Origin of the sequence: Robertmurraya korlensis, assembly GCF_023715225.1 — a bacterium.
Classification (GTDB): domain Bacteria; phylum Bacillota; class Bacilli; order Bacillales; family Cytobacillaceae; genus Robertmurraya_A.
In genome coordinates, this window is the sequence record NZ_JAMBNS010000002.1 from 187,706 (window position 1) to 208,496 (window position 20,791).

Sequence of the window (20,791 nt, forward strand, 5' to 3'; positions counted from 1 at the left end):
TGCTGATAAATAAGCACTGTCAATAGGGAACGATTTATCTATTTGTTTTATGCATGTTACTCATGCATATGAGGAGGAGTGAATTCCCCCTCGTTTATGTTATTATATCCATTCCAAGTCCGTTATTGTGCGTTCGATTTCTGGAAATGAATCAATTAACTTTAATGCATGCTGCAGTTCTCTTTCAACGGCAACTTTGGAGGATGCTACCGAAACAATAGCAATTTTGGTACGCTGCCATGTATCTTGATAATCAACCTCTGCTACAGACAGATTGTATCGTTGTCGGAGTCTCGTGATAATTCGTTGAAGAACTGCTCTTTTGTCTTTTAAAGAATGGGCATCATAAATGAGGCATTCACAGGCGGCTAAGCCAATGATCATTTACGTTCCACTTCTTGCATAACGAAGGCTTCGATTACGTCCCCTTCTTTTACATCATTATAGTTTTTGATGGTAATTCCACACTCATACCCTTGAGATACTTCCTTAGCATCATCCTTGAAACGCTTAAGGGCGTCGATTTCACCTTCAAAAACAACAATTCCATCACGAATGACACGAATTCCACTGCCACGTGCGATTTTTCCATCCGTTACATAAGATCCAGCAATCGTACCAACTTTAGATACTTTGAATGTTTGACGAACTTCAGCTTGCCCAGTGATCTTTTCTTCGAATTCAGGATCAAGCATCCCTTTCATCGCTGCTTCAATTTCTTCAATTACTTTGTAAATGATACGGTGCAAGCGAACATCTACTTCTTCCGCTTCTGCAGCGCGCTTCGCATTATTATCTGGGCGTACGTTAAATCCAATAACAATCGCATTTGATGCAGCTGCTAAAGTAATATCTGATTCATTGATAGCACCAACACCAGTGTGGATGATTTTTACATTTATACCCTCAACTTCAATCTTTTGAAGTGCAGCAGCAAGTGCTTCAACCGAACCTTGAACGTCAGCTTTCACAATAAGGTTAATATCCTTCATTTCACCTTGCTTCATATGTTCAAATAAGTTATCAAGACTTACACGTGTCTTTTCTGAACGAGATGCTTGGATAGCAAGCTGTGAACGTGCTTCACCGACTTGACGAGCAGTCTTTTCATCCTCAAACACTACAAAGCGATCACCTGCAAGCGGTACATCATTTAAACCTGTAATCTCCACAGGAGTAGAAGGACCAGCTTCTTTCACACGACGACCAAGGTCATTAACCATTGCACGAACACGTCCAAAGGTTGTACCTACTACGATTGGATCTCCAATTCGTAATGTACCGTTTTGAACTAGAAGTGTAGCAACAGATCCTCTACCTTTATCGAGTTGTGCTTCGATTACTGTTCCAATTGCCTTACGATTTGGATTTGCTTTATATTCTTCTACTTCTCCAACAAGAAGAATCATTTCTAATAAATTGTCGATTCCTTCACCCTTTAAGGCTGACAGCGGAACGAAAATAGTGTCTCCACCCCATGCTTCAGGAACTAAACCATATTCTGTTAACTCCTGCATAACACGATCAGGGTTTGCACTTTCTTTATCCATTTTGTTTACAGCAACAATAATCGGAACCTCAGCAGCTTTTGCGTGGTTAATCGCTTCGATTGTCTGTGGCATAACCCCGTCATCTGCTGCAACTACTAAAATCGTAATATCCGTAATTTTTGCTCCACGCGCACGCATTGTTGTGAAAGCAGCGTGACCTGGTGTATCAAGGAACGTAATTTTCTTACCATTTTCTTCTACTTGGTAAGCACCGATATGCTGAGTAATACCGCCTGCTTCCCCAGCTGTAACCTTAGTGTTACGGATGGAATCAAGCAAAGTTGTTTTTCCGTGGTCAACGTGACCCATAATGGTCACAACAGAAGGTCTTTCAACTAACTCCGCTTCATTATCTTCTGTGAAGTATACTTCAAGATCAGTAACATCGATCTTAATTTCTTCTTCAACTTCCACACCATACTCAGATGCAATTAGTTCGATTGCATCCTTATCAAGTGATTGGTTAATGGTAGCCATAACACCTAATAAGAATAATTTCTTTATGATTTCAGATGGTTCACGGTGAAGCTTTTTAGCTAATTCAGCCACTGTAAGTGATTCTGTAAAGGTGATTTTTGCAGGTAATTCTTTCTTTTTAGGAGGCTGTGGTGGCTGTGACTGGTGCTGTACACGACCCTTTTGTTGGTTTTTCCCTTTTTTACCATTAAAAGCTTTTGTTTCTTTTGATTGGTTATCTTGGGTACCTTTTTTTCCTTGAACTACCTTTGGACCTGTTTTAACTTTTACTTTTGAAGGAGCTACATTACGGTCGTCGTCCTCATCAAAAGCACTAGCCTTTGTTTTTTGCTGTACTTGAGTTGCAACAGGCTTTTGTTGTTGTTGTGCTTGTGTCTGCTTTGGAGCTTCTTTCTTTTCTCCTTTACCACCATTAGCATATTGTTCATCTAGCTTTTTAACAGTATCATCTTCAATCATTGTCATATGGTTAGAAACCTCGATATTCATATCTTTTAATTTTGTAATGAGTTCTTTACTCGAAACATTATGTTTTTTTGCATATTCATACACTCGCATTTTACTCATGTTTACACCCCCGCTAGAATTAATCGAGCAACGTTTTTAGCTTCTTGGCAAATCCTTCATCTAGAACGGCCACGACTACACGGGCTTCTTTTCCGATCGCTTGACCGAGTAAAAAGCGGTTCTCAACTATTTTACAAGGAATGTTATAGGATTTGCATTTATCTGTCACTTTTTTCTGTGTGTTTTGGGATGCATCTGCTGAAAGCAAAACTAGTTTCGCTTTATTGCTACGAACTTCCTTAATAGAGAGTTCTTCCCCAGAAATCACTTTACGCGCTCGATTGGCTAAGCCAAGCAATGACATCCATTGGTTTTGCTTCATTCGGATTGTCAATTCTCCTTCTCAACAAGCTCCAATAATTCTTCATACACAGAATCGGTTACTTGAACTTGCAATTGATTCGATAATATATTCTTTTTCTTCGCTAAAAGAATAGCTTCTTTTTCTTTCGTAAGGTAGGCACCTCGACCCGACTTTTTACCGGTTAAGTCGATGGAGACCTCGCCTTCCTTCGAGCGAACGATGCGAACAAGTTCTTTCTTCGGTCGCATTTCTCCGGTAGCAACACATTTTCTTAATGGAACTTTCCTATTCGTGTTCACCATCATCCACCCCTTTCTTACTCCTGCTCTTCTACGTACTCTAAATGTAAATCTGTATCTGCGTGAGCATCTTCCTCTTCATCATCGAACGATAGAATTCCTTCTTCACGAGGGAAAATACCAGCTTCTCGAGCATCTGTTTCTGATTTAATATCAATTTTCCAACCTGTCAACTTAGCCGCTAAACGAGCATTTTGGCCTCTTTTTCCAATCGCGAGTGACAGTTGATAATCTGGAACAACTACTGTTGTTGCCTTCTCTTCTTCATTGACAATTACATCAAGTACTTTAGATGGACTAAGTGCATTTGCTACAAATACAAAAGGATCATCCGACCATTTAACAATATCGATCTTTTCTCCCTTTAACTCATTGACAATTGCTTGAACACGAGCACCTTTTGGACCTACACATGCTCCTACTGGATCCACTTCTGGATTATCAGAGTGAACAGAGATTTTTGAGCGGTCACCCGCTTCACGAGAAACAGATTTAATTTCAACTGTTCCATCATATATTTCTGGAACTTCAATCTCAAATAGTCTCTTTAAAAGACCAGGATGTGTTCTTGAAACAAAGATTTGTGGACCTTTGGTAGTTTTTTCTACCTTCGTAATAAACACCTTAATTCGATCATGCGGCTTATAACGCTCGTTCGGCATTTGTTCGTTTGCTGGAAGAATCGCTTCAATTTTCCCTAAGCTCACATAAATGAACTTTGAGTCTAAACGCTGGACGATACCAGTCATAATATCTTCTTCACGATCGATAAATTCAGAGTAAATAATTCCTCTTTCTGCTTCACGAACTCGTTGCGTTACCACTTGCTTAGCTGTTTGTGCCGCAATGCGTCCAAAATCCTTTGGAGTTACCTCAAGCTCTACCACATCTTCAATCATGTAATTTGGATTGATTCTTCTTGCTTCCTCTAAAGAAATTTCTAGTCTTGGATCGAAAACTTCATCAACGACTTCTTTACGAGCAAAAACACGCATCGTACCAACACCTAAATTTAGATCGATACGAACGTTTTGTGCTTGATTGAAATTTCTACGATAGGCAGAGATTAGCGCTGCTTCAATTGCATCAATAATCACATCTCGTGAAATTCCTTTTTCCTTTTCAAGCAAAATAAGAGCATCTAATAGTTCACTGCTCATGAAAATGGTCCCCCTTTAACACTCTAAATGTCTCTCATGTAAATTTGTTATATGAATTATGAGAAAGTCACCGCTAGGCGAGCACTCGCAACCTTTTCAATAGGTATTTCAATCGTTCTCTTTCTCGTCTTAATCTTCACTTCAACTGTTAGGTTGTCTCCCGTATAGTTCGTTAACACACCTTCAAATATTTTTTCACCATCGATAGGCTCGTACGTCTTAATATGTACATTTTTCCCGACCGCTTTTTCATAATCCTTTTGCTTCTTCAATGGACGCTCTGCACCAGGAGAAGAAACTTCAAGGAAATAGTTATAAGGAATAGGATCTAGCTCATCAAGCTTTTCGCTTAATTTTTCACTTACCATTCCACACTCTTCAATGTCAATGCCTTGCTCTTTATCTATAAATACGCGAAGAAACCAGCTTTTTCCTTCCTTCACATATTCAATATCAACTAGTTCAAGGTTGAGGTCATTAACAATTGGTTCTACGATTTGTTCAACTACTTCAATTACCTTGCTCATTTTATTCCTCCTAACCAACCTAAAGTAGCTAATCTCCTAAAATAGAGTCCCATACAACACGAAAGAGCGGGGAAGTCCCCACTCTTGTAAACGAGAGTTATTCTTAGTATTTCCAATAAAACTATACCATAACCATACCGTTTATGCAAATGCAATACCGGTTTTCACTAGGATTACAACCTCTTTAATTCCATTTTAAAACAAAGAAAGTTGGTTTTGATCAGGTAATGATTCCAGACATCCGTGGTTATCGAGATACTCAATAATGGTCTTTGAAACCTTTCCTCTTTGCTGCAGATCTTCTTTAGATAAGAATTCTCCATCTTCACGAGCTTTTACGATGTTAAGAGCCGCATTCGTACCTAGACCCGGAATGGAATTAAATGGCGGAATGAGCTTGTTTCCTTCAATAATGAATTCTGAAGCACTTGAACGGTATAAATCTACTTTCGCAAAAGAGAATCCTCGCTCGTTCATCTCCAATGCCAATTCAAGGACCGTTAAGGTATTTTTTTCCTTGGTTGAAGCATCTAATCCTTTTGAATTGATTTCTTCAATTACTGCTCGGATTGCTGAAGAACCTTTCACCATTGCATCAATATCAAAATCCTCTGCTCTAACGGTAAAATAGGCTGCATAATAAAGGATTGGATGATGCACTTTGAAGTAAGCAATCCTTACGGCCATTAGAACGTAAGCAGCGGCGTGGGCCTTCGGAAACATGTATTTGATCTTTTTACAAGAATCAATATACCATTCTGGCACTTCATTCTTTCGCATCTCTTCTTCCATATCATCACTCAAACCTTTACCTTTACGAACTGACTCCATAATCTTAAAGGCAAAGGATGGCTCTAACCCTTGATAGATGAGATAAACCATGATGTCGTCACGACAGCCGATAACTTCACTCAGGTTACAAATGTTGTTGTGGATTAGCTCTTGCGCATTTCCTAACCATACGTCCGTTCCGTGAGAAAGTCCCGAAATTTGGACCAACTCCGAGAAAGTGGTCGGCTTTGTATCTTCAAGCATTTGTCTTACGAAACGCGTTCCAAACTCAGGGATACCAAGCGTGCCAGTTTTACACATGATTTGTTCTTCCGTTACTCCTAGAGCTTCCGTTCCACTGAATATCTTCATTACTTCAGGATCATCGGTCGGAATAGTCTTCGGATCAATTCCACTTAAGTCCTGTAACATACGAATCACGGTCGGATCATCGTGCCCTAGAATATCAAGCTTTAATAAGTTATCGTGAATGGAGTGAAAGTCGAAGTGGGTGGTTTTCCATTCAGACGTTTTATCATCCGCTGGAAATTGGATTGGGCTAAAATCATAAATGTCCATATAATCTGGAACAACGATTATACCCCCTGGATGCTGACCAGTTGTTCTTTTTACACCCGTACAGCCCATCGCTAATCTTTCCACCTCAGCCCCGCGTATTTGCAAATTATTATCTTGCTGATACGCCTTCACGTACCCAAACGCTGTTTTATCCGCTACCGTACCGATTGTACCTGCACGATATACATAATCTTCACCAAACAGCACCTTCGTGTAGTTATGTGCACGTGGTTGGTATTCTCCGGAGAAGTTCAAATCGATATCGGGAACTTTATCTCCTTTGAAACCTAGGAAAGTTTCGAATGGGATATCATGTCCATCTTTTTTGTACTTGCTTCCACAATTTGGACAGTCCTTATCCGGCAAGTCAAAGCCTGAACCAACGGAACCGTCATTGAAGAATTCCGAATGCTTACATGTTGGACAGACATAATGTGGTGGTAATGGATTCACTTCTGTTATCTCTGTCATCGTAGCAACAAGGGACGAACCAACCGATCCACGCGAACCTACTAGGTATCCATCATCAAGCGATTTTTTAACGAGCTTATGCGAAATCAAATAGATAACAGCAAACCCGTGACCGATAATACTCTTCAGTTCTTTTTCAAGTCTTGCCTCCACAATTTCCGGAAGTTCATCACCATAAATTCTTCTTGCCATATCATAACTCATTTGACGCATTTCTTCGTCTGCACCCTCAATTTTCGGAGTGTACAAGTCATCTTTAATCGGCTTAATTGTATCTATCATATCGGCAATTTTATTTGTATTTGTAATGACAATCTCACGCGCTTTTTCTTTTCCTAAAAACGAAAATGCATCTAACATTTCATTTGTCGTACGGAAATGAACATCAGGTAGATTATGACGATTAAGCGGATTGGCCCCACCTTGAGAGTTTACTAATATTTTACGATAAATTTTATCATTCGGGTTTAGGTAATGTACATTTCCAGTAGCAACAACAGGGATCTCTAGCTTTTCACCAAGCTTCACAATATTAGCAATAATATCTTCTAATGATTTTTCATCATTAACTAGCTCTAACTCTAAAAGATGAGCATATACCGCTTTTGGATGTACCTCAATATAATCATAGAAACGCGCTGGCTCTTCTACTTCTTCAGGAGCCTTTTGCATCATACCCTCGAATACTTCGCCTTTGTCACAACCTGAACCAATCAAAATTCCTTCGCGATGCTTCTGTAATACAGAGCGCGGAATCCGCGGGACTCGATAAAAATAATTCAGATGGGAAATAGAAATGAGTTTAAATAAGTTCTTTAACCCCACATCATTTTGTGCTATAAGTGTACAGTGATACGGCCGTGCCCGTTGATAGGCATTTCCTTGACCCATATTATCATTCAGTTGGTTATGATACTGTATTCCTTTTTCCATTACATCCTTCAGCATCGTTAAGAGCAGATAACCAGTTGCTTCTGTATCGTATATCGCACGGTGATGCTGTGTTAACTCGATATTAAATTTCTTTGCTAGTGTATTTAAACGATGATTCTTCATCTCAGGATATAAGAAACGAGCAAGCTCTAACGTATCTATGACCGGGTTTTCCGCTCGTCCAAGTCCGTACTTCTTGTAACCAACATTCAAAAATCCCATATCGAAAGATGCATTGTGGGCAACTAGTATGTCATCGCCCGTCCACTCTTTAAATTTACCGAGAACCTCTTCTACCTCTGGAGCATCCTTTAGCATATCATCGGTAATTCCCGTTAAATTCATAATTGTTGCAGACAATGGGTGATGTGGGTTAGCAAATGCTTCAAATCGGTCGATGATTTCTCCATTTTTGATCTTCACCGCAGCAAGTTCAATAATTGTATTGTAAACGGCAGATAATCCAGTTGTCTCCACGTCAAATACTACATACGTCTCTTCTGCAAGTAGCCTCTCCGCTTCATTATAAGCAATCGGAACACCATCATTTACGAGATTCACTTCCACCCCGTAAAGGATTTTAATATCGTTCTTTTTTCCGGCTCCAAACGCTTCCGGAAATGATTGTGCTACCGCATGGTCTGTAATGGCAATTGCTTTATGTCCCCATTTCTTTGCTTGAGACACTAATGCACTAACTGGTGACACAGCATCCATCTGACTCATTGGTGTGTGAAGATGAAGTTCTACACGCTTTTCAGAAGAAGTGTCCTGACGCTCGACTGGTTTAATTTCATTGATATCATTTCCAATCATAACCAGATCTCGAACGAATGTATCGTTTTGAATACTTCCTCTTACTTTCACCCACATACCCTTTTTCACGTTTTGAAATAGAGCTGCGTCCTCTTTATCACGAGAGAACATTTTTACCATGATCGAGCTTGTATAATCAGTAACTTTAAAGGTTAATAGAGTTCTTCCACTACGAAGCTCTCTTGTTTCTGCAGCAAAAATATACCCTTCCACAACAACTCTACGTTCTTCATCAACAATATCTTGGATTTTTCTAAAATCAGAATCATCTTTAATCGTTAATCCAATAGTCAATGGACCGGTGTATTCACCCGTACCACCGGTAGCTTCTTTCTCTGCTTCCTGCTTATCCATCTCAATCGCAGCCTGCATACCTCTTTCTTTATCTTCCCTCATTTTTGCCTCGATAAATTGCTCATATTGTTCAGTAGAGGCTTCGCTGTTGACCTCGGTATCAATCACCACTTGGGGAAATCCAAAAAAGCTGTAGGCATCAGAAATAAAGCTTGCATATTTTCTCTTTATGGCTAATCCCTCGAGATCATTGCCAACAAAGATGGTGATTTTTGAACCTTGGACTTTTGGCTTTTGTTCATTTAAAAGCTTAATTAATGGTGGTGATATGCCATCGATTTGTTGTATGCAACTGTTCCAATATTCTAGTATTAATTCCTCAGTTACTTGCTGATCTCTTACCTGTATGTTGTACGAGATTGAGGCAATATGTGAGAAGGTTGTTTGTAATTTATTAGTGAACGATTGATAGACATTAATAGGTAAAATCTTTTCAAACGAAAAATAAAAATTCCATTGTCTTTTAGATTTTTCAATTAATACTTTGTCAATCATAGCATCTTGAAAATACGGCATGATTCTGTCATCCGTTAGTTGTAGCTGCTGGAGCAATAGTTGGAATCGTTCCTTACCAGATGATCCGTTCATCAACTCTCTCCTCTCCATTTCATTTCTAGTCAAACTAGTAGTTATTATATCATAAAGAAATTATTGAAAGCCTTTTAAACAGATAGCCAATCAATGGGAAAAAAATCGGATCCGTGTTGAGCGGATCCGAATAATTAAACATTATTTTAATAAGCCAGCAATGGTTTGTAGAAGGTCGTCTTTGTGAACTTCTAGCATTTCACCGGTTTTGCGTACCTTTAGTTCTACAATTCCTTCAGCTGCCTTTTTACCAACCGTAACACGGACAGGTAGGCCGATTAAATCTGAATCTGCGAACTTAACTCCTGGTCTTTCAGCACGATCGTCCATAAGGACTTCGAACGCTTGAGCTTTTAATTGTTCATATAACTCTGATGATAGTTTTGCTTGAGCTTCATCTTTCAAGTTGATTGGAATCAAATGAACTTCGAAAGGTGCAACTTGAGCTGGCCATACGAGACCATTTTCATCATTAAATTGCTCGGCCACAGCTGCTAACGTTCTTGATACACCAATCCCATAGCAACCCATAATCATTGGCTGCGATTTTCCGTTCTCGTCTAAATAAGTAGCATTCATCGCTTCACTGTAGCGAGTTCCTAGCTTGAACACATGTCCTACTTCAATTCCCTTTGCGAAAACAATTCTACCTTGACCGTCTGGAGATAGATCTCCTTCTTGAATAAAGCGGATATCAGCATATTTTGATACTGAGAAATCTTTATCAGCATTTACGTTGATGAAGTGATGGTGTTCTTCGTTTGCTCCACATACTCCGTTAACAATGGCTTGAATGGCTGGGTCAGCAACGATTTCCACCTTACTTACTCCAACAGGTCCTAATGAACCAATAGAACAACCTAGAATTTCCTTCGTCTCATCTGGAGTGGCTAGTTCAACCACGCTCGCTGAGTATAAGTTCTTTAACTTAATATCGTTTACTTCATGGTCGCCACGTACAAGTACAAGTACATATTGATCATCCACTTTAAACAATAGTGATTTAATGCACTTTGATGCATCAACATTTAAAAATCCAACCACTTCTTCAATTGTCTTTTTATTTTCAGTCAGAACCTTTTCCATCTCTTTTTGTGGTTCATTGGATTTTTCGTACGTGTTCACTACCGGCGCCATCTCAATATTAGCCGCATAGTTAGAAGTATCAGAGTATGCAATCGTATCTTCCCCAACATCAGATAACACCATAAACTCGTGCGTATCTTTTCCACCCATAGCTCCAGAATCCGCAATAACTGCACGGAAGTCCAACCCACAACGGCTAAAAATATTAGAGTAGGCAGTAAATAAACGATCATATACTTCGTCAAGACTTTCTTGAGATGAGTGAAAAGAGTAGGCATCTTTCATGATAAACTCTCTTCCACGAAGCAAACCAAAACGTGGTCTTTTCTCATCTCTAAACTTCGTTTGAATTTGGTAAAGTGCTAAGGGCAGTCGCTTATAAGATTTTACTTCGTCTCTTACTAAGCTAGTGATGACTTCCTCATGAGTTGCCCCAAGAGCAAACTCTCGGTCATGACGGTCATTCAATCTCATCAATTCAGGTCCATAGGTGTACCAACGACCTGATTCCTGCCAAAGTTCTGCTTGTTGCATCGCAGGCATAAGCAGTTCTACTGCACCTGCATTGTCCATCTCTTCACGAACAATTGTCTCAATTTTTTTTAGTACTCGCTGAGCCATTGGTAAATAACTATAAATTCCACTAGCATTTTGTCTAACAAAACCAGCTCTTAATAGTAGCTGATGACTTTTAATCTCTGCATCTGCTGGAACTTCCCTTAAAGTTGGGATTAGCGTCATACTCTGTTTCATCTACTAGCACCTCTTCGACCAATTCATTTTAATAAATTTATATTTTAAGGCTGCCCCTTGAAGTGTCTGACACCTCTTTTGGGACAGCCTCACGTCAGATTAAAGGAATATCCTTTGTATATCATTCCAAGTAACTACTAGCATTAGGAGCATCAGAAGTGCAAATCCAATGAAATGAACCATGCCTTCTTTTTGACGATCGATCGGTTTTCCTCTCAATGCTTCTACTGCAAAGAACATCAATCTTCCACCATCTAAAGCAGGAATTGGAAGCAAGTTCATAATACCAAGATTAATACTTAATATTCCCGCCCACTTCATCAGGTACATAACTCCAGATTTAGCAACCGTGGCAGTTGACTCATAAATACCAACTGGACCAGACAGTGCATCAATTGAAAATTGTCCCACGATTAGTTTCCCAAGCATAGAGAAAATTTCAACCGTCCAATAGTATACTTCTTTAAACCCATACGTTACAGACTTTACAGGAGATTTTTCCATTGGGTTATATACACCAATAATTCCAATTTCTGTCCCATCCACTTCTTGTGCTTTTGGTGTAACTGGAATTTCAATCTCCTCACCGTTTCTAGAAACCAAAAACTCTAATTCATTTTCAGGGTTTTGGCGAATAATTTCTACAACATCTTCCCAAGTAGATATTTCACCGCCATCGATACTCTGAACGATATCCCCTTCTTGTAATCCGGACTGCATGGCCATTCCATCTGCCGTTAACTTTCCTAAGATAGGCTCATTTGTCGGTACTCCTTGCCATAAAGCAATAACAACAAAAATAAGAAAAGCTAATACAAAATTCATCATTGGCCCAGCGAAAATGGCCATGGTTCTCTGACCTAATGTTTTAGAAACAAATTGGCGATCATATGGTGCAATCAATGTTTCTGCGCCATTTTCAACTAAATATGCATTTCGACTAATAGAAAAGGTTTTTAATATATCTTCTTCTCCCTCTTCATAGCCTTTTATTTGTAATTTTTGTTCAATATCTGCATATTCCACTTCAATGATCCTAGCATCCGGATACTTTTCTTTGTTGTTAAGTATGATTTTCTCGATCACTTCATTCTTGTCCAGTATTAGTCCTACACGATAGCCTGGTTTAATTTCAGCCATCTCGGGATCTTCTCCAGCCATGCGAACATATCCGCCAATCGGCAATAAACGAATCGTATAGAGCGTCTCTCCTTTTTTATACGAAAAGACTTTCGGACCCATTCCAATTGCAAATTCACGACAAAGAATACCTGCTCGTTTTGCAAAGATAAAATGTCCTAATTCATGGAAAAATACGAGTGCCCCAAAAATAATGATAAAGGCTATGACTGTGTTCAAATTATAACCACCCTTTTTTATAGAAGTGAATTCACATACTTGCGTGTCTCGTCGTCAACCGCTTTAATTTCTGCTAAGCTTGGCTCCATTATTGATTGATGGTTCGTTAACGCATTTTCAATTATATCTTCAATTTGCAAAAAGGTGATCTTTCCTTTTAGAAACGCCTCAACCGCTATTTCATTTGCCGCATTAAGAACGGTCGGAAGTGTCCCTCCAGCAATTCCTGCATCATAGGCAAATTTTAGGCAGCGAAATCGATCTAAGTCCATTTCTGCAAAATGGAGTTGGCCGACTTTCGCTAAGTTTAATGTTTGAGCTGTCTTTAATGGTAACCGATCTGGATACGTTAAAGCATATTGAATTGGTACTCTCATATCTGGAGTCCCTAGCTGGGCCATGACACTGCTATCATGAAACTCAATCATAGAGTGTATGATACTCTCCTTATGTAACACAACATCAATCTTTTCATAGGGAATATCAAACAGCCAATGCGCTTCAATAACTTCTAACCCTTTGTTCATCATAGTAGCCGAGTCAATCGTAATTTTGGCACCCATGGACCAGTTTGGATGATTAAGCGCATCTTGTACCGTTACATTTTCTAACTCTGTTCGAGTACGGTCACGGAAGCTGCCACCCGATGCGGTTAAAATCAACTTCTCAATATTCTTTTCAAATTCTCCTTGGAGCGCTTGAAAAATAGCCGAATGCTCACTATCTACCGGCAATAGCGGAACTTGATTTCGACGAACAGCATTCATGATGATATGACCAGCTGTGACTAGTGTCTCTTTATTGGCTAAAGCAATCGCTTTTCCAGATTCAATCGCATGCAATGTAGGTTCAAGCCCCACACTACCCATTACTGCATTAACCAAAATGGTAGATTTCTTATATACCGCTACTTCACTTAACCCTTCGAGCCCGTAGGTAAAGCTTATATTTGAAAATTCCAGCTTCAAACTCTCAGCGTCATCTTTATTTAACACACAGACTAATTCAGGATGAAATTCGGCTATCAGCTTTCTAGCTAAATCAATATTTCTACCGACTGACATGGCTGCTAATTTAAACTCTGTAGGGTGCTCTTTTATTATATCAAGAGTTTGTGTTCCGATAGAACCAGTTGCACCTAATAAACTTATGTACTTCATTTTTCCAACTCCGATTCAAAAGCGAGAACCTTTCTAAAAGATTCCCGGATATGATGTTACGGTAGCAAAATAAAATATAAGACCGGCCAAACGAACAGCAAGCTATCAAATCGATCTAGGATGCCCCCGTGTCCAGGCATGATATTACCTGAATCTTTTACGTTATAATGTCGTTTTAGTGCGGATTCGACAAGATCGCCAACCTGTCCAAAAACAGATAAGAAAACCGTCACAATAAGAAGTCTTATTGTGGATACTGTCTCAAGAGAGAACAAGGCAAAAAAGACAGCTACAATAACTGCACATACGATACCACCGATAAATCCTTCAACCGTTTTATTTGGGCTTATATCAGGCCATAGCTTATTTTTTCCCATCGCTCGCCCGATAAAATATGCACCAGAATCTGTGGCCCAAACGATAAATAAGGAATAAAAAATAAACATCAACCCTGCCGTTTCTCTAATTTCAATAAAATAGAAAAATCCCATTCCTATATACAAGGTTGCCATTATCGAAAAGGAAACATCATCGAAAGTAAAGCGATTTTTTGTGACAACCGTGTAAGTTAACAACAGCAAAACCGCTAAAAGGGCAAATTCAACCTTCGTATAGTGCATTGGTCCAAAGATATTTTGCAACTGCTTCGGTATTAAAAAAATCCAAAGCACAAGCATTGAAATGAGCCCCGGTATAGAGGCTAGTTGGATATTTCGCATTTTTAACAGTTCGTACAGTGCTACTGTTGCTAAAACATACACTAATAGAACAAAGGGTAATTTACCCAAAATTACTAAAGGGATAAATATCGCCCCAAATATAATTGCCGAAATAATTCTTTGTTTCATCTTATTGTGTCAACACCTTTATTATACTCCCCCAAACCGCCTCTGACGGTTTTGGAATACTTCGATTGCTTCGACTAAGTGTTCTTCTGAAAAATCTGGCCACAGTACGTCTGTAAACCAAAATTCGGTATAAGCTAGTTGCCAGAGCATAAAGTTACTTAACCGTATTTCACCACTCGTACGAATGAGTAGATCCGGATCACTTAATTCACTCGTCATTAAGTAGTTTGAAAATACTTCTTCATTTATATTATTCTCTGTCAGTATACCACTTTTATGGTCTTTTAAGACGTTCTTTACAGCTTCTAAAATTTCTGCTCTGCTTCCATAGTTAAGAGCAAAATTTAGAACTAACCCATCATTGTCCTTCGTGTCTTCTATCGCTCGATTAATTGCATTAAGCGTATGAGCGGGTAGACTTTCCTTATATCCAATCATTCGGACTTGAACATTTTCTTCTATCAATTCTGGGAGAAAGGTTCCTAAAAACTCCTCAGGTAATTTCATCAAGTAGTCAACTTCCATTTTCGGTCGCTTCCAGTTTTCTGTTGAAAATGCATATAAAGTTAACGTGGATACTCCCAATTCATTTGCAAGTTTCGTAATCTTACGGACAACCTTCATCCCTTCATGATGACCTGCGATTCTAGGCAATGCCCGTTTTTTCGCCCAACGTCCATTCCCATCCATAATAATAGCAATATGAGCGGGTACAGATTGATTTTTTATTGTTGTTATCCGATCGATGAGTTCAGAAGAGGGTTTACTCTTCCAAAGCTTTATTTTCTCTAACATAAGACGGCTCCTCCAAAATGTAATCATGTGGCTAAAAGACTACATTTAGTTGTAATAATGCTTCTTCTCTAGTCACAATGTATTTATTTGTCTTTATCATTGTACACTGTACCGCTAGAAAAGAGCGTAATGAAAAAAGCAGGTACCTAATTTTGCCTGCTTTTATCATACCAAAAAAGAGAAGAGATATCTCTAAAAAACTAAAGCACCGCTTGGAAAAGAATTCAAATTCATTAGAACAGAAAAACCCCCTATAAATAGAGGGTATTCTCTCGGTTCATTAAACCTCTAAAATTTCCTTCTCTTTGTCTTTTGTTAGCTGGTCAACCTTTGTAATATACTCATCCGTTAATTTTTGAATATCATCCGAATAGCCACGTTGATCATCTTCAGTGATTTCACCATTCTTTTCAAGCTTTTTCAAGTCATCATTTCCATCACGACGGATGTTTCTAATAGCAACTTTAGCATCTTCAGATTCTTTCTTTACTACCTTTACCAATTCCTTACGACGCTCTTCTGTTAACTGAGGAATCGCAAGACGAATGATGCTTCCATCATTTGAAGGAGTAATACCGATATCTGATTTTAAGATTGCCTTCTCAATATCGCTTAAAATTGATTTATCATAAGGTTGAATCACAAGCATACGCGCTTCTGGTACAGAAACACCGGCAAGTTGGTTAATTGGAGTTGGTGCTCCATAATAGTCAACTGTAATTCGATCAAGCATTGATGCATTCGCACGTCCTGCACGAATTCCAGCAAGTTCACGAGAGTAAGCACTGATAGCTTTATTCATACGTTCTTTCGCATTTGCAACGATTTGTTTCGGCATTATTTTTTCCCCCTCACAATAGTCCCAATGGATTCGCCCATTACGGCACGCTTGATATTTCCTTGCTCCATAATAGAGAAAACAAGAAGTGGTATATCATTATCCATACATAAAGAAGAAGCAGTTGAATCCATGACAGCTAACCCTTCCTTAAGTACATCTAAATAAGAAAGCTCATCATACTTCTTTGCTGTTTTATCAATACGAGGATCAGCAGAATATACTCCGTCTACATTATTCTTCGCCATTAAGATGACTTCTGCTTCAATTTCCGCAGCACGTAATGCAGCTGTTGTGTCGGTTGAGAAATAAGGATTTCCAGTACCTGCTGCAAAAATAACAACTCGCTTCTTTTCAAGATGACGAATCGCTCGTCTGCGAATATAAGGTTCCGCTACTTGTCGCATCTCAATAGAAGTTTGTACACGCGTTTCCACACCTGATTGTTCTAGGCTATCTTGAAGCGCCAATGAGTTCATGACCGTTGCTAGCATCCCCATATAGTCTGCATTCGCACGATCCATTCCCATCTCTTCACCAATTTTACCTCGCCAGATATTTCCGCCACCAACAACAACGGCTACTTCAACATCTAAATCTGCAATTTCCTTTACTTGATCGGCAACTGATTTAATCACTTTTGGATTAATACCGAAGCCTTGCTCACCAGCTAGTGCTTCACCACTTAGTTTTAGTACGACGCGTTTATATTTCGGACTGGTCATAGAAACCTCCATATGTATATTACTACTTTAAGCTTTCTTGAAAAATAGGGAACACAGGTGTGTTCCCTAGGAATAGAGTTTACTCTCTCGATATCCAGCTGTGACAGCATGACCCTAGGGTCAGAACAAGCTATCTCCGCTTCTATTAGTTACCTTTTACTTGGTTCATTACTTCTTCAGCGAAGTTATCAGCACGCTTTTCGATACCTTCTCCTACTTCGTAACGGATGAATTCGCGAATCTTTCCACCTTTTGATTCAACGAATGCTTTTACTTTTTGATCTGGATCCTTAACGAATGCTTGGTCGTTCACACAAACGTCTTGGAAGTATTTGCTTAGGCGGCCTTCAACCATTTTTGCTACGATGTTTTCTGGCTTACCTTCGTTAAGTGCCTGTTGAGTTAGAACTTGACGCTCACGCTCAATTTCTTCAGCAGAAACTTCGTCACGAGACACATACTTAGGGTTTAAGGCAGCGATATGCATTGAAACATCCTTAGCAGCAGAGTCGTCAGCTGTTCCTTCTAATACTGTTAACACACCAATGCGTCCACCCATGTGTAGGTAAGCACCGAATGCGTCGTTGTCGCCTTTAGACTTGATTTCAAAACGACGAAGAGAGATTTTCTCACCAATTTTAGCGATAGCTGCGTTAACGTAAGACTCAACAGTTGAACCGTTAGCCATTGTTTGTGCATTTACTTCTTCAACTGAAGCTGGCTTGTTAGCTAGAACGTGCTCAGCTAGTTCCTTTACTAGTACTTGGAAACCTTCGTTCTTAGCAACGAAATCTGTTTCTGAGTTAACTTCAAGAATAACTGCTTCGTTTCCTTGAGTAAGGATATAAGTAGTTCCTTCAGCTGCTACACGGTCTGCCTTCTTCGCCGCGCTAGCCATACCTTTTTCACGTAAGAAGTCGATTGCTTTTTCCATATCACCTTCAGTTGCTTGAAGTGCTTTTTTGCAATCTAACATACCTGCGCCTGTTCTTTCACGTAATTCTTTTACCATTTGAGCCGTTACTGCCATGTGAGTTTCCTCCTTAAAAGCTATGTATTTTAGTGTTAACTAGCTATGAAAAAGCTAGTCAAGATTCGTGTTCATTCTTTAAAAAAAGGTGATAAAGGGGGTCCCTCTTATCACCTTTTAGTAACTAGTGTTTCCTCAGGTCAAAACGTATTACGCTGTAACTTCTTCGCCTTGCTTCGCTTCTAAAATAGCATCTGCCATTTTAGCAGTTAATAGCTTAACAGCACGAATAGCGTCGTCGTTTGCAGGGATAACAACATCGATTTCGTCCGGATCACAGTTTGTATCAACGATACCAACGATAGGGATGTTTAATTTATGTGCTTCAGCAACTGCAATACGCTCTTTACGAGGGTCGATAATGAATAAAGCATCAGGAAGTTGCTTCATATCTTTAATTCCGCCTAAGAACTTTTCTAAGCGCTCTTGCTCTTTCTTCAGTTGAACAACTTCTTTCTTAGGAAGTACTTCAAATGTACCATCTTCAGACATTCTTTCGATATCTTTAAGGCGTGCAATACGCTTTTGGATTGTTTCGAAGTTTGTTAAAGTACCACCTAACCAACGTTGGTTAACATAGTACTGGCCTGAACGGATTGCTTCTTCTTTTACAGAGTCTTGAGCTTGCTTCTTTGTACCAACGAAAAGAACTGTTCCACCGTTACCAGCTAGTTCTTTTACCCAGTTATAAGCTTCTTCAACCTTCTTAACTGTTTTTTGAAGATCGATGATGTAGATGCCGTTACGCTCAGTGAAGATATATTTCTTCATCTTAGGGTTCCAGCGGCGAGTTTGGTGTCCGAAATGTACACCAGCTTCAAGTAATTGCTTCATTGAAATTACTGACATGTTTGTTTCCTCCTAATGGTTTTTATTTTCCTCCGCTCATTTCAACTTTAGACAAAACTGTCGAAACAGCACCCTTTGTCCAAATCCATAAGCGTGTGTATTAACACCAAGAGTTAATATAGCATAATCAACTCTTACAATCAAGTTTATTCTTGATTATTTTGACGAAATTTAAGTAAAAGTTCTATCTCTGTCCGACCTTTATGAAGCTTTTTAGCAATTTCTTCATATGTAAGGCCTTGCTCTTGTAAATATACTACTTCCTCTAGCAGGCTCTTTTCTTTTGGTTCCGTCACTTCTTGCAGATTTCCCTCTTCTTCCTTTTCCACATTGGGGTCCAAAGTAGGGTCTTCAGCCTCAGTAAAGTCTGGAAGTAGTACCTCTACGTCTTCATCAGTCAATGGCTGTATCGCACCTATCTTGTAAGCCTTAACAGCCTGGCTCTTTGAACTTTTAATTGAATATGGTCTCTTCTCTTCTTCTGCACTCGGAGGGATTGGTTCTCCGCTGACTTCTTTCTTCTTTTTATTTTTTTGCTCTGGGGATTGCTTGGTAGCTGCCTTTGTCATTCTCTTAATAAAGCTTTCATTTTCTTCTCTCATTTCAGCCAAATAAGTTGAAATAACATCTTCCATTTCCTCGATCATTTTTTGTTGCTTCTTCTCCACTTCAAAAAGCTTTGACTGACGAAGGTATAAGATCACAATGGAAAACAAAGCAATTATATTTAATACGATACTGATAAACAAAAATACACTTGTCATATCATCCCTCTATCCGGAAAAGTCAAAAAAGTTTCCTTTATATGGATGAACTTCTTTCACTGGCTGTCTCTCTTTATTTTTTTTATTTTTCTTCCCCTCTTGGTTCCCATTCTTATTTCGTTGTTGATCCTTTAGGCGTACTTGTTCCTTTTGCTCATGCTTATTAACTGAGTTTCTATTTTTTTCTACTTCTTTTGCAACGCTGTTTGCTGCAACATCATTTTGCTGCTGTCCACGCTGCTGTATCTGTTCTTGAAGCTTACTAGCATCTTGCATCCTAGGAAGAGCAATTTGCATTTCTATTGCTTTTAAACTCATACCCGGTTGCCATCTCCCTACCTAAATTATGTACAAATGAAAATAACGTCTATTAAACGATTTTTTGCAAGGTTTGTCTTAGCTTAAATATAGCTTTGGAATGTATTTGCGATATTCTTGACGTCGATAAATCCATCACTTGGCCAATTTCAGTTAATGTTAACTCTTCCTGATAGAACAAGCTTAATACAAGCTGTTCTTTATCATTTAAGTGAGAAATCATAGATGATAGCTCTGAAATTAGCTCATTTTTAATAATTGTTTCCTCTGGTATCTCTGCACGCTCATCCTTTAAAGAGAATCCAGCTCCGTCTTTTTCCTCTCCATCCGGTTGCTCATCAATGGATAAAACATTAGCAAAAAAATGCTCATTCATTGTATTGTGAACATCGTCTTCGCTCATATTTAGCTCTTCTGCAATTTCTTTAGAAGTCACATTTCTCATTAGTTTTTGTTCTAACTTTTCAATCGTTTGCTCAATTCGTTTGGCTTTATCTCTTGTATTCCTAGAGAGCCAATCTTCTTTTCTTAATCCATCAATGATGGCTCCTCGAATACGAAAGGACGCATATGTATCAAATTTCAAGTCCCTTGTTGGATCGAATTTTTCAAGCGCATCGTATAAACCAATCATTCCTAAGCTCTTTAAATCATCTCGTGAAACATTCTTCGGTAAACCAACAGAAATCCTTTGGACATGATAACTAACAAGCGGCATATATTTTCTTACTAAATAATCACCAGCATCACTGTCTCTTTTGGAAGTCCATTTTTCCCATATGTTTTGTTCCTCGATCGAAGGTGCCTGTCCCATGGTTTCCTCCTCCAAACGACATTGTTCAAATCAATCGTTAAATTAAATACTTTCTT

At 39.0% G+C, this 20,791-nt stretch carries 19 protein-coding genes; all 19 read right to left on the reverse strand.

Going from position 1 to position 20,791, the window contains the following annotated elements:
• Nucleotides 1-102: 102 nt before the first annotated feature.
• On the reverse strand, nucleotides 103-384 hold the full coding sequence (locus tag M3175_RS05340; protein ID WP_119707579.1) for a DUF503 domain-containing protein: 282 nt from the start codon (nucleotides 382-384) through the stop codon (nucleotides 103-105).
• Nucleotides 381-2,594, reverse strand: coding sequence for a translation initiation factor IF-2 (gene infB / locus M3175_RS05345; RefSeq protein WP_251515652.1), 2,214 nt, complete (start codon nucleotides 2,592-2,594; stop codon nucleotides 381-383). Before infB ends, M3175_RS05340 begins: the two co-directional genes overlap by 4 nt.
• A gap of 19 nt (nucleotides 2,595-2,613) precedes the next feature.
• Nucleotides 2,614-2,916, reverse strand: a complete 303-nt coding sequence (locus M3175_RS05350; protein ID WP_119707577.1) for a YlxQ family RNA-binding protein — start codon at nucleotides 2,914-2,916, stop codon at nucleotides 2,614-2,616.
• Between the two features lie 8 nt (nucleotides 2,917-2,924).
• On the reverse strand, nucleotides 2,925-3,197 hold the full coding sequence (gene rnpM, locus M3175_RS05355; RefSeq protein WP_251515654.1) for an RNase P modulator RnpM: 273 nt from the start codon (nucleotides 3,195-3,197) through the stop codon (nucleotides 2,925-2,927).
• Nucleotides 3,198-3,214: 17 nt separating this feature from the next.
• Nucleotides 3,215-4,357 (reverse strand): transcription termination factor NusA, encoded by a 1,143-nt coding sequence (nusA, locus tag M3175_RS05360; protein WP_251515656.1) that lies wholly within the window; start codon nucleotides 4,355-4,357, stop codon nucleotides 3,215-3,217.
• A 56-nt stretch (nucleotides 4,358-4,413) separates the two neighbouring features.
• Nucleotides 4,414-4,884 (reverse strand): ribosome maturation factor RimP, encoded by a 471-nt coding sequence (gene rimP, locus M3175_RS05365; RefSeq protein WP_251515658.1) that lies wholly within the window; start codon nucleotides 4,882-4,884, stop codon nucleotides 4,414-4,416.
• A 195-nt stretch (nucleotides 4,885-5,079) separates the two neighbouring features.
• Entirely contained in the window at nucleotides 5,080-9,396 is a 4,317-nt protein-coding gene (locus tag M3175_RS05370) for a PolC-type DNA polymerase III (RefSeq protein WP_251515660.1), read from the reverse strand.
• Nucleotides 9,397-9,537: 141 nt separating this feature from the next.
• Entirely contained in the window at nucleotides 9,538-11,235 is a 1,698-nt protein-coding gene (locus M3175_RS05375; protein ID WP_251515662.1) for a proline--tRNA ligase, read from the reverse strand.
• Nucleotides 11,236-11,334: 99 nt separating this feature from the next.
• Entirely contained in the window at nucleotides 11,335-12,594 is a 1,260-nt protein-coding gene (gene rseP, locus M3175_RS05380; protein WP_251515664.1) for an RIP metalloprotease RseP, read from the reverse strand.
• Nucleotides 12,595-12,611: 17 nt separating this feature from the next.
• Nucleotides 12,612-13,754, reverse strand: a complete 1,143-nt coding sequence (locus M3175_RS05385) for a 1-deoxy-D-xylulose-5-phosphate reductoisomerase (protein ID WP_251515666.1) — start codon at nucleotides 13,752-13,754, stop codon at nucleotides 12,612-12,614.
• Between the two features lie 56 nt (nucleotides 13,755-13,810).
• A complete protein-coding gene (locus M3175_RS05390) occupies nucleotides 13,811-14,602 on the reverse strand; it encodes a phosphatidate cytidylyltransferase (RefSeq protein ID WP_251515668.1) in 792 nt (263 codons plus the stop codon).
• Between the two features lie 21 nt (nucleotides 14,603-14,623).
• The gene (uppS, locus tag M3175_RS05395) at nucleotides 14,624-15,397 is read right to left on the reverse strand and encodes an undecaprenyl pyrophosphate synthase (RefSeq protein ID WP_251515670.1); all 774 of its coding nucleotides are present in this window, start codon (nucleotides 15,395-15,397) and stop codon (nucleotides 14,624-14,626) included.
• A gap of 280 nt (nucleotides 15,398-15,677) precedes the next feature.
• Complete coding sequence (gene frr / locus M3175_RS05400) at nucleotides 15,678-16,235, reverse strand: ribosome recycling factor (RefSeq protein ID WP_251515672.1); 558 nt, start codon at nucleotides 16,233-16,235, stop codon at nucleotides 15,678-15,680.
• Entirely contained in the window at nucleotides 16,235-16,960 is a 726-nt protein-coding gene (gene pyrH, locus M3175_RS05405; protein ID WP_251515674.1) for a UMP kinase, read from the reverse strand. The genes frr and pyrH overlap by 1 nt, the downstream gene beginning before the upstream one ends.
• 145 nt (nucleotides 16,961-17,105) lie before the next feature.
• The gene (gene tsf / locus M3175_RS05410) at nucleotides 17,106-17,990 is read right to left on the reverse strand and encodes a translation elongation factor Ts (protein ID WP_251515676.1); all 885 of its coding nucleotides are present in this window, start codon (nucleotides 17,988-17,990) and stop codon (nucleotides 17,106-17,108) included.
• A gap of 150 nt (nucleotides 17,991-18,140) precedes the next feature.
• Entirely contained in the window at nucleotides 18,141-18,839 is a 699-nt protein-coding gene (gene rpsB / locus M3175_RS05415; protein ID WP_251515678.1) for a 30S ribosomal protein S2, read from the reverse strand.
• A gap of 146 nt (nucleotides 18,840-18,985) precedes the next feature.
• Nucleotides 18,986-19,603, reverse strand: coding sequence for a hypothetical protein (locus M3175_RS05420; protein ID WP_251515680.1), 618 nt, complete (start codon nucleotides 19,601-19,603; stop codon nucleotides 18,986-18,988).
• A 9-nt stretch (nucleotides 19,604-19,612) separates the two neighbouring features.
• Nucleotides 19,613-19,921 carry a hypothetical protein gene (locus tag M3175_RS05425; RefSeq protein ID WP_251515682.1) on the reverse strand — a complete coding sequence of 103 codons (309 nt, stop codon included), beginning with the start codon at nucleotides 19,919-19,921 and terminating at the stop codon, nucleotides 19,613-19,615.
• Between the two features lie 52 nt (nucleotides 19,922-19,973).
• Nucleotides 19,974-20,735 carry a FliA/WhiG family RNA polymerase sigma factor gene (locus M3175_RS05430; protein WP_251515684.1) on the reverse strand — a complete coding sequence of 254 codons (762 nt, stop codon included), beginning with the start codon at nucleotides 20,733-20,735 and terminating at the stop codon, nucleotides 19,974-19,976.
• Nucleotides 20,736-20,791: the final 56 nt, after the last annotated feature.

Excerpts from the sequence above, each read along its gene's own strand:
- rpsB (WP_251515678.1), bottom strand. The coding sequence starts at position 18,839 with ATGTCAGTAATTTCAATGAAGCAATTACTTGAAGCTGGTGTACATTTC.
- M3175_RS05420 (WP_251515680.1), bottom strand. The coding sequence starts at position 19,603 with ATGACAAGTGTATTTTTGTTTATCAGTATCGTATTAAATATAATTGCT.
- pyrH (WP_251515674.1), bottom strand. The coding sequence starts at position 16,960 with ATGACCAGTCCGAAATATAAACGCGTCGTACTAAAACTAAGTGGTGAA.
- frr (WP_251515672.1), bottom strand. The coding sequence starts at position 16,235 with ATGCCGAAACAAATCGTTGCAAATGCGAAAGAACGTATGAATAAAGCT.
- M3175_RS05430 (WP_251515684.1), bottom strand. The coding sequence starts at position 20,735 with ATGGGACAGGCACCTTCGATCGAGGAACAAAACATATGGGAAAAATGG.
- uppS (WP_251515670.1), bottom strand. The coding sequence starts at position 15,397 with ATGTTAGAGAAAATAAAGCTTTGGAAGAGTAAACCCTCTTCTGAACTC.
- M3175_RS05425 (WP_251515682.1), bottom strand. The coding sequence starts at position 19,921 with ATGAGTTTAAAAGCAATAGAAATGCAAATTGCTCTTCCTAGGATGCAA.
- nusA (WP_251515656.1), bottom strand. The coding sequence starts at position 4,357 with ATGAGCAGTGAACTATTAGATGCTCTTATTTTGCTTGAAAAGGAAAAA.
- M3175_RS05385 (WP_251515666.1), bottom strand. The coding sequence starts at position 13,754 with ATGAAGTACATAAGTTTATTAGGTGCAACTGGTTCTATCGGAACACAA.
- M3175_RS05390 (WP_251515668.1), bottom strand. The coding sequence starts at position 14,602 with ATGAAACAAAGAATTATTTCGGCAATTATATTTGGGGCGATATTTATC.
- M3175_RS05340 (WP_119707579.1), bottom strand. The coding sequence starts at position 384 with ATGATCATTGGCTTAGCCGCCTGTGAATGCCTCATTTATGATGCCCAT.
- M3175_RS05375 (WP_251515662.1), bottom strand. The coding sequence starts at position 11,235 with ATGAAACAGAGTATGACGCTAATCCCAACTTTAAGGGAAGTTCCAGCA.
- M3175_RS05370 (WP_251515660.1), bottom strand. The coding sequence starts at position 9,396 with ATGAACGGATCATCTGGTAAGGAACGATTCCAACTATTGCTCCAGCAG.
- infB (WP_251515652.1), bottom strand. The coding sequence starts at position 2,594 with ATGAGTAAAATGCGAGTGTATGAATATGCAAAAAAACATAATGTTTCG.
- rimP (WP_251515658.1), bottom strand. The coding sequence starts at position 4,884 with ATGAGCAAGGTAATTGAAGTAGTTGAACAAATCGTAGAACCAATTGTT.
- tsf (WP_251515676.1), bottom strand. The coding sequence starts at position 17,990 with ATGGCAGTAACGGCTCAAATGGTAAAAGAATTACGTGAAAGAACAGGC.
- M3175_RS05350 (WP_119707577.1), bottom strand. The coding sequence starts at position 2,916 with ATGAAGCAAAACCAATGGATGTCATTGCTTGGCTTAGCCAATCGAGCG.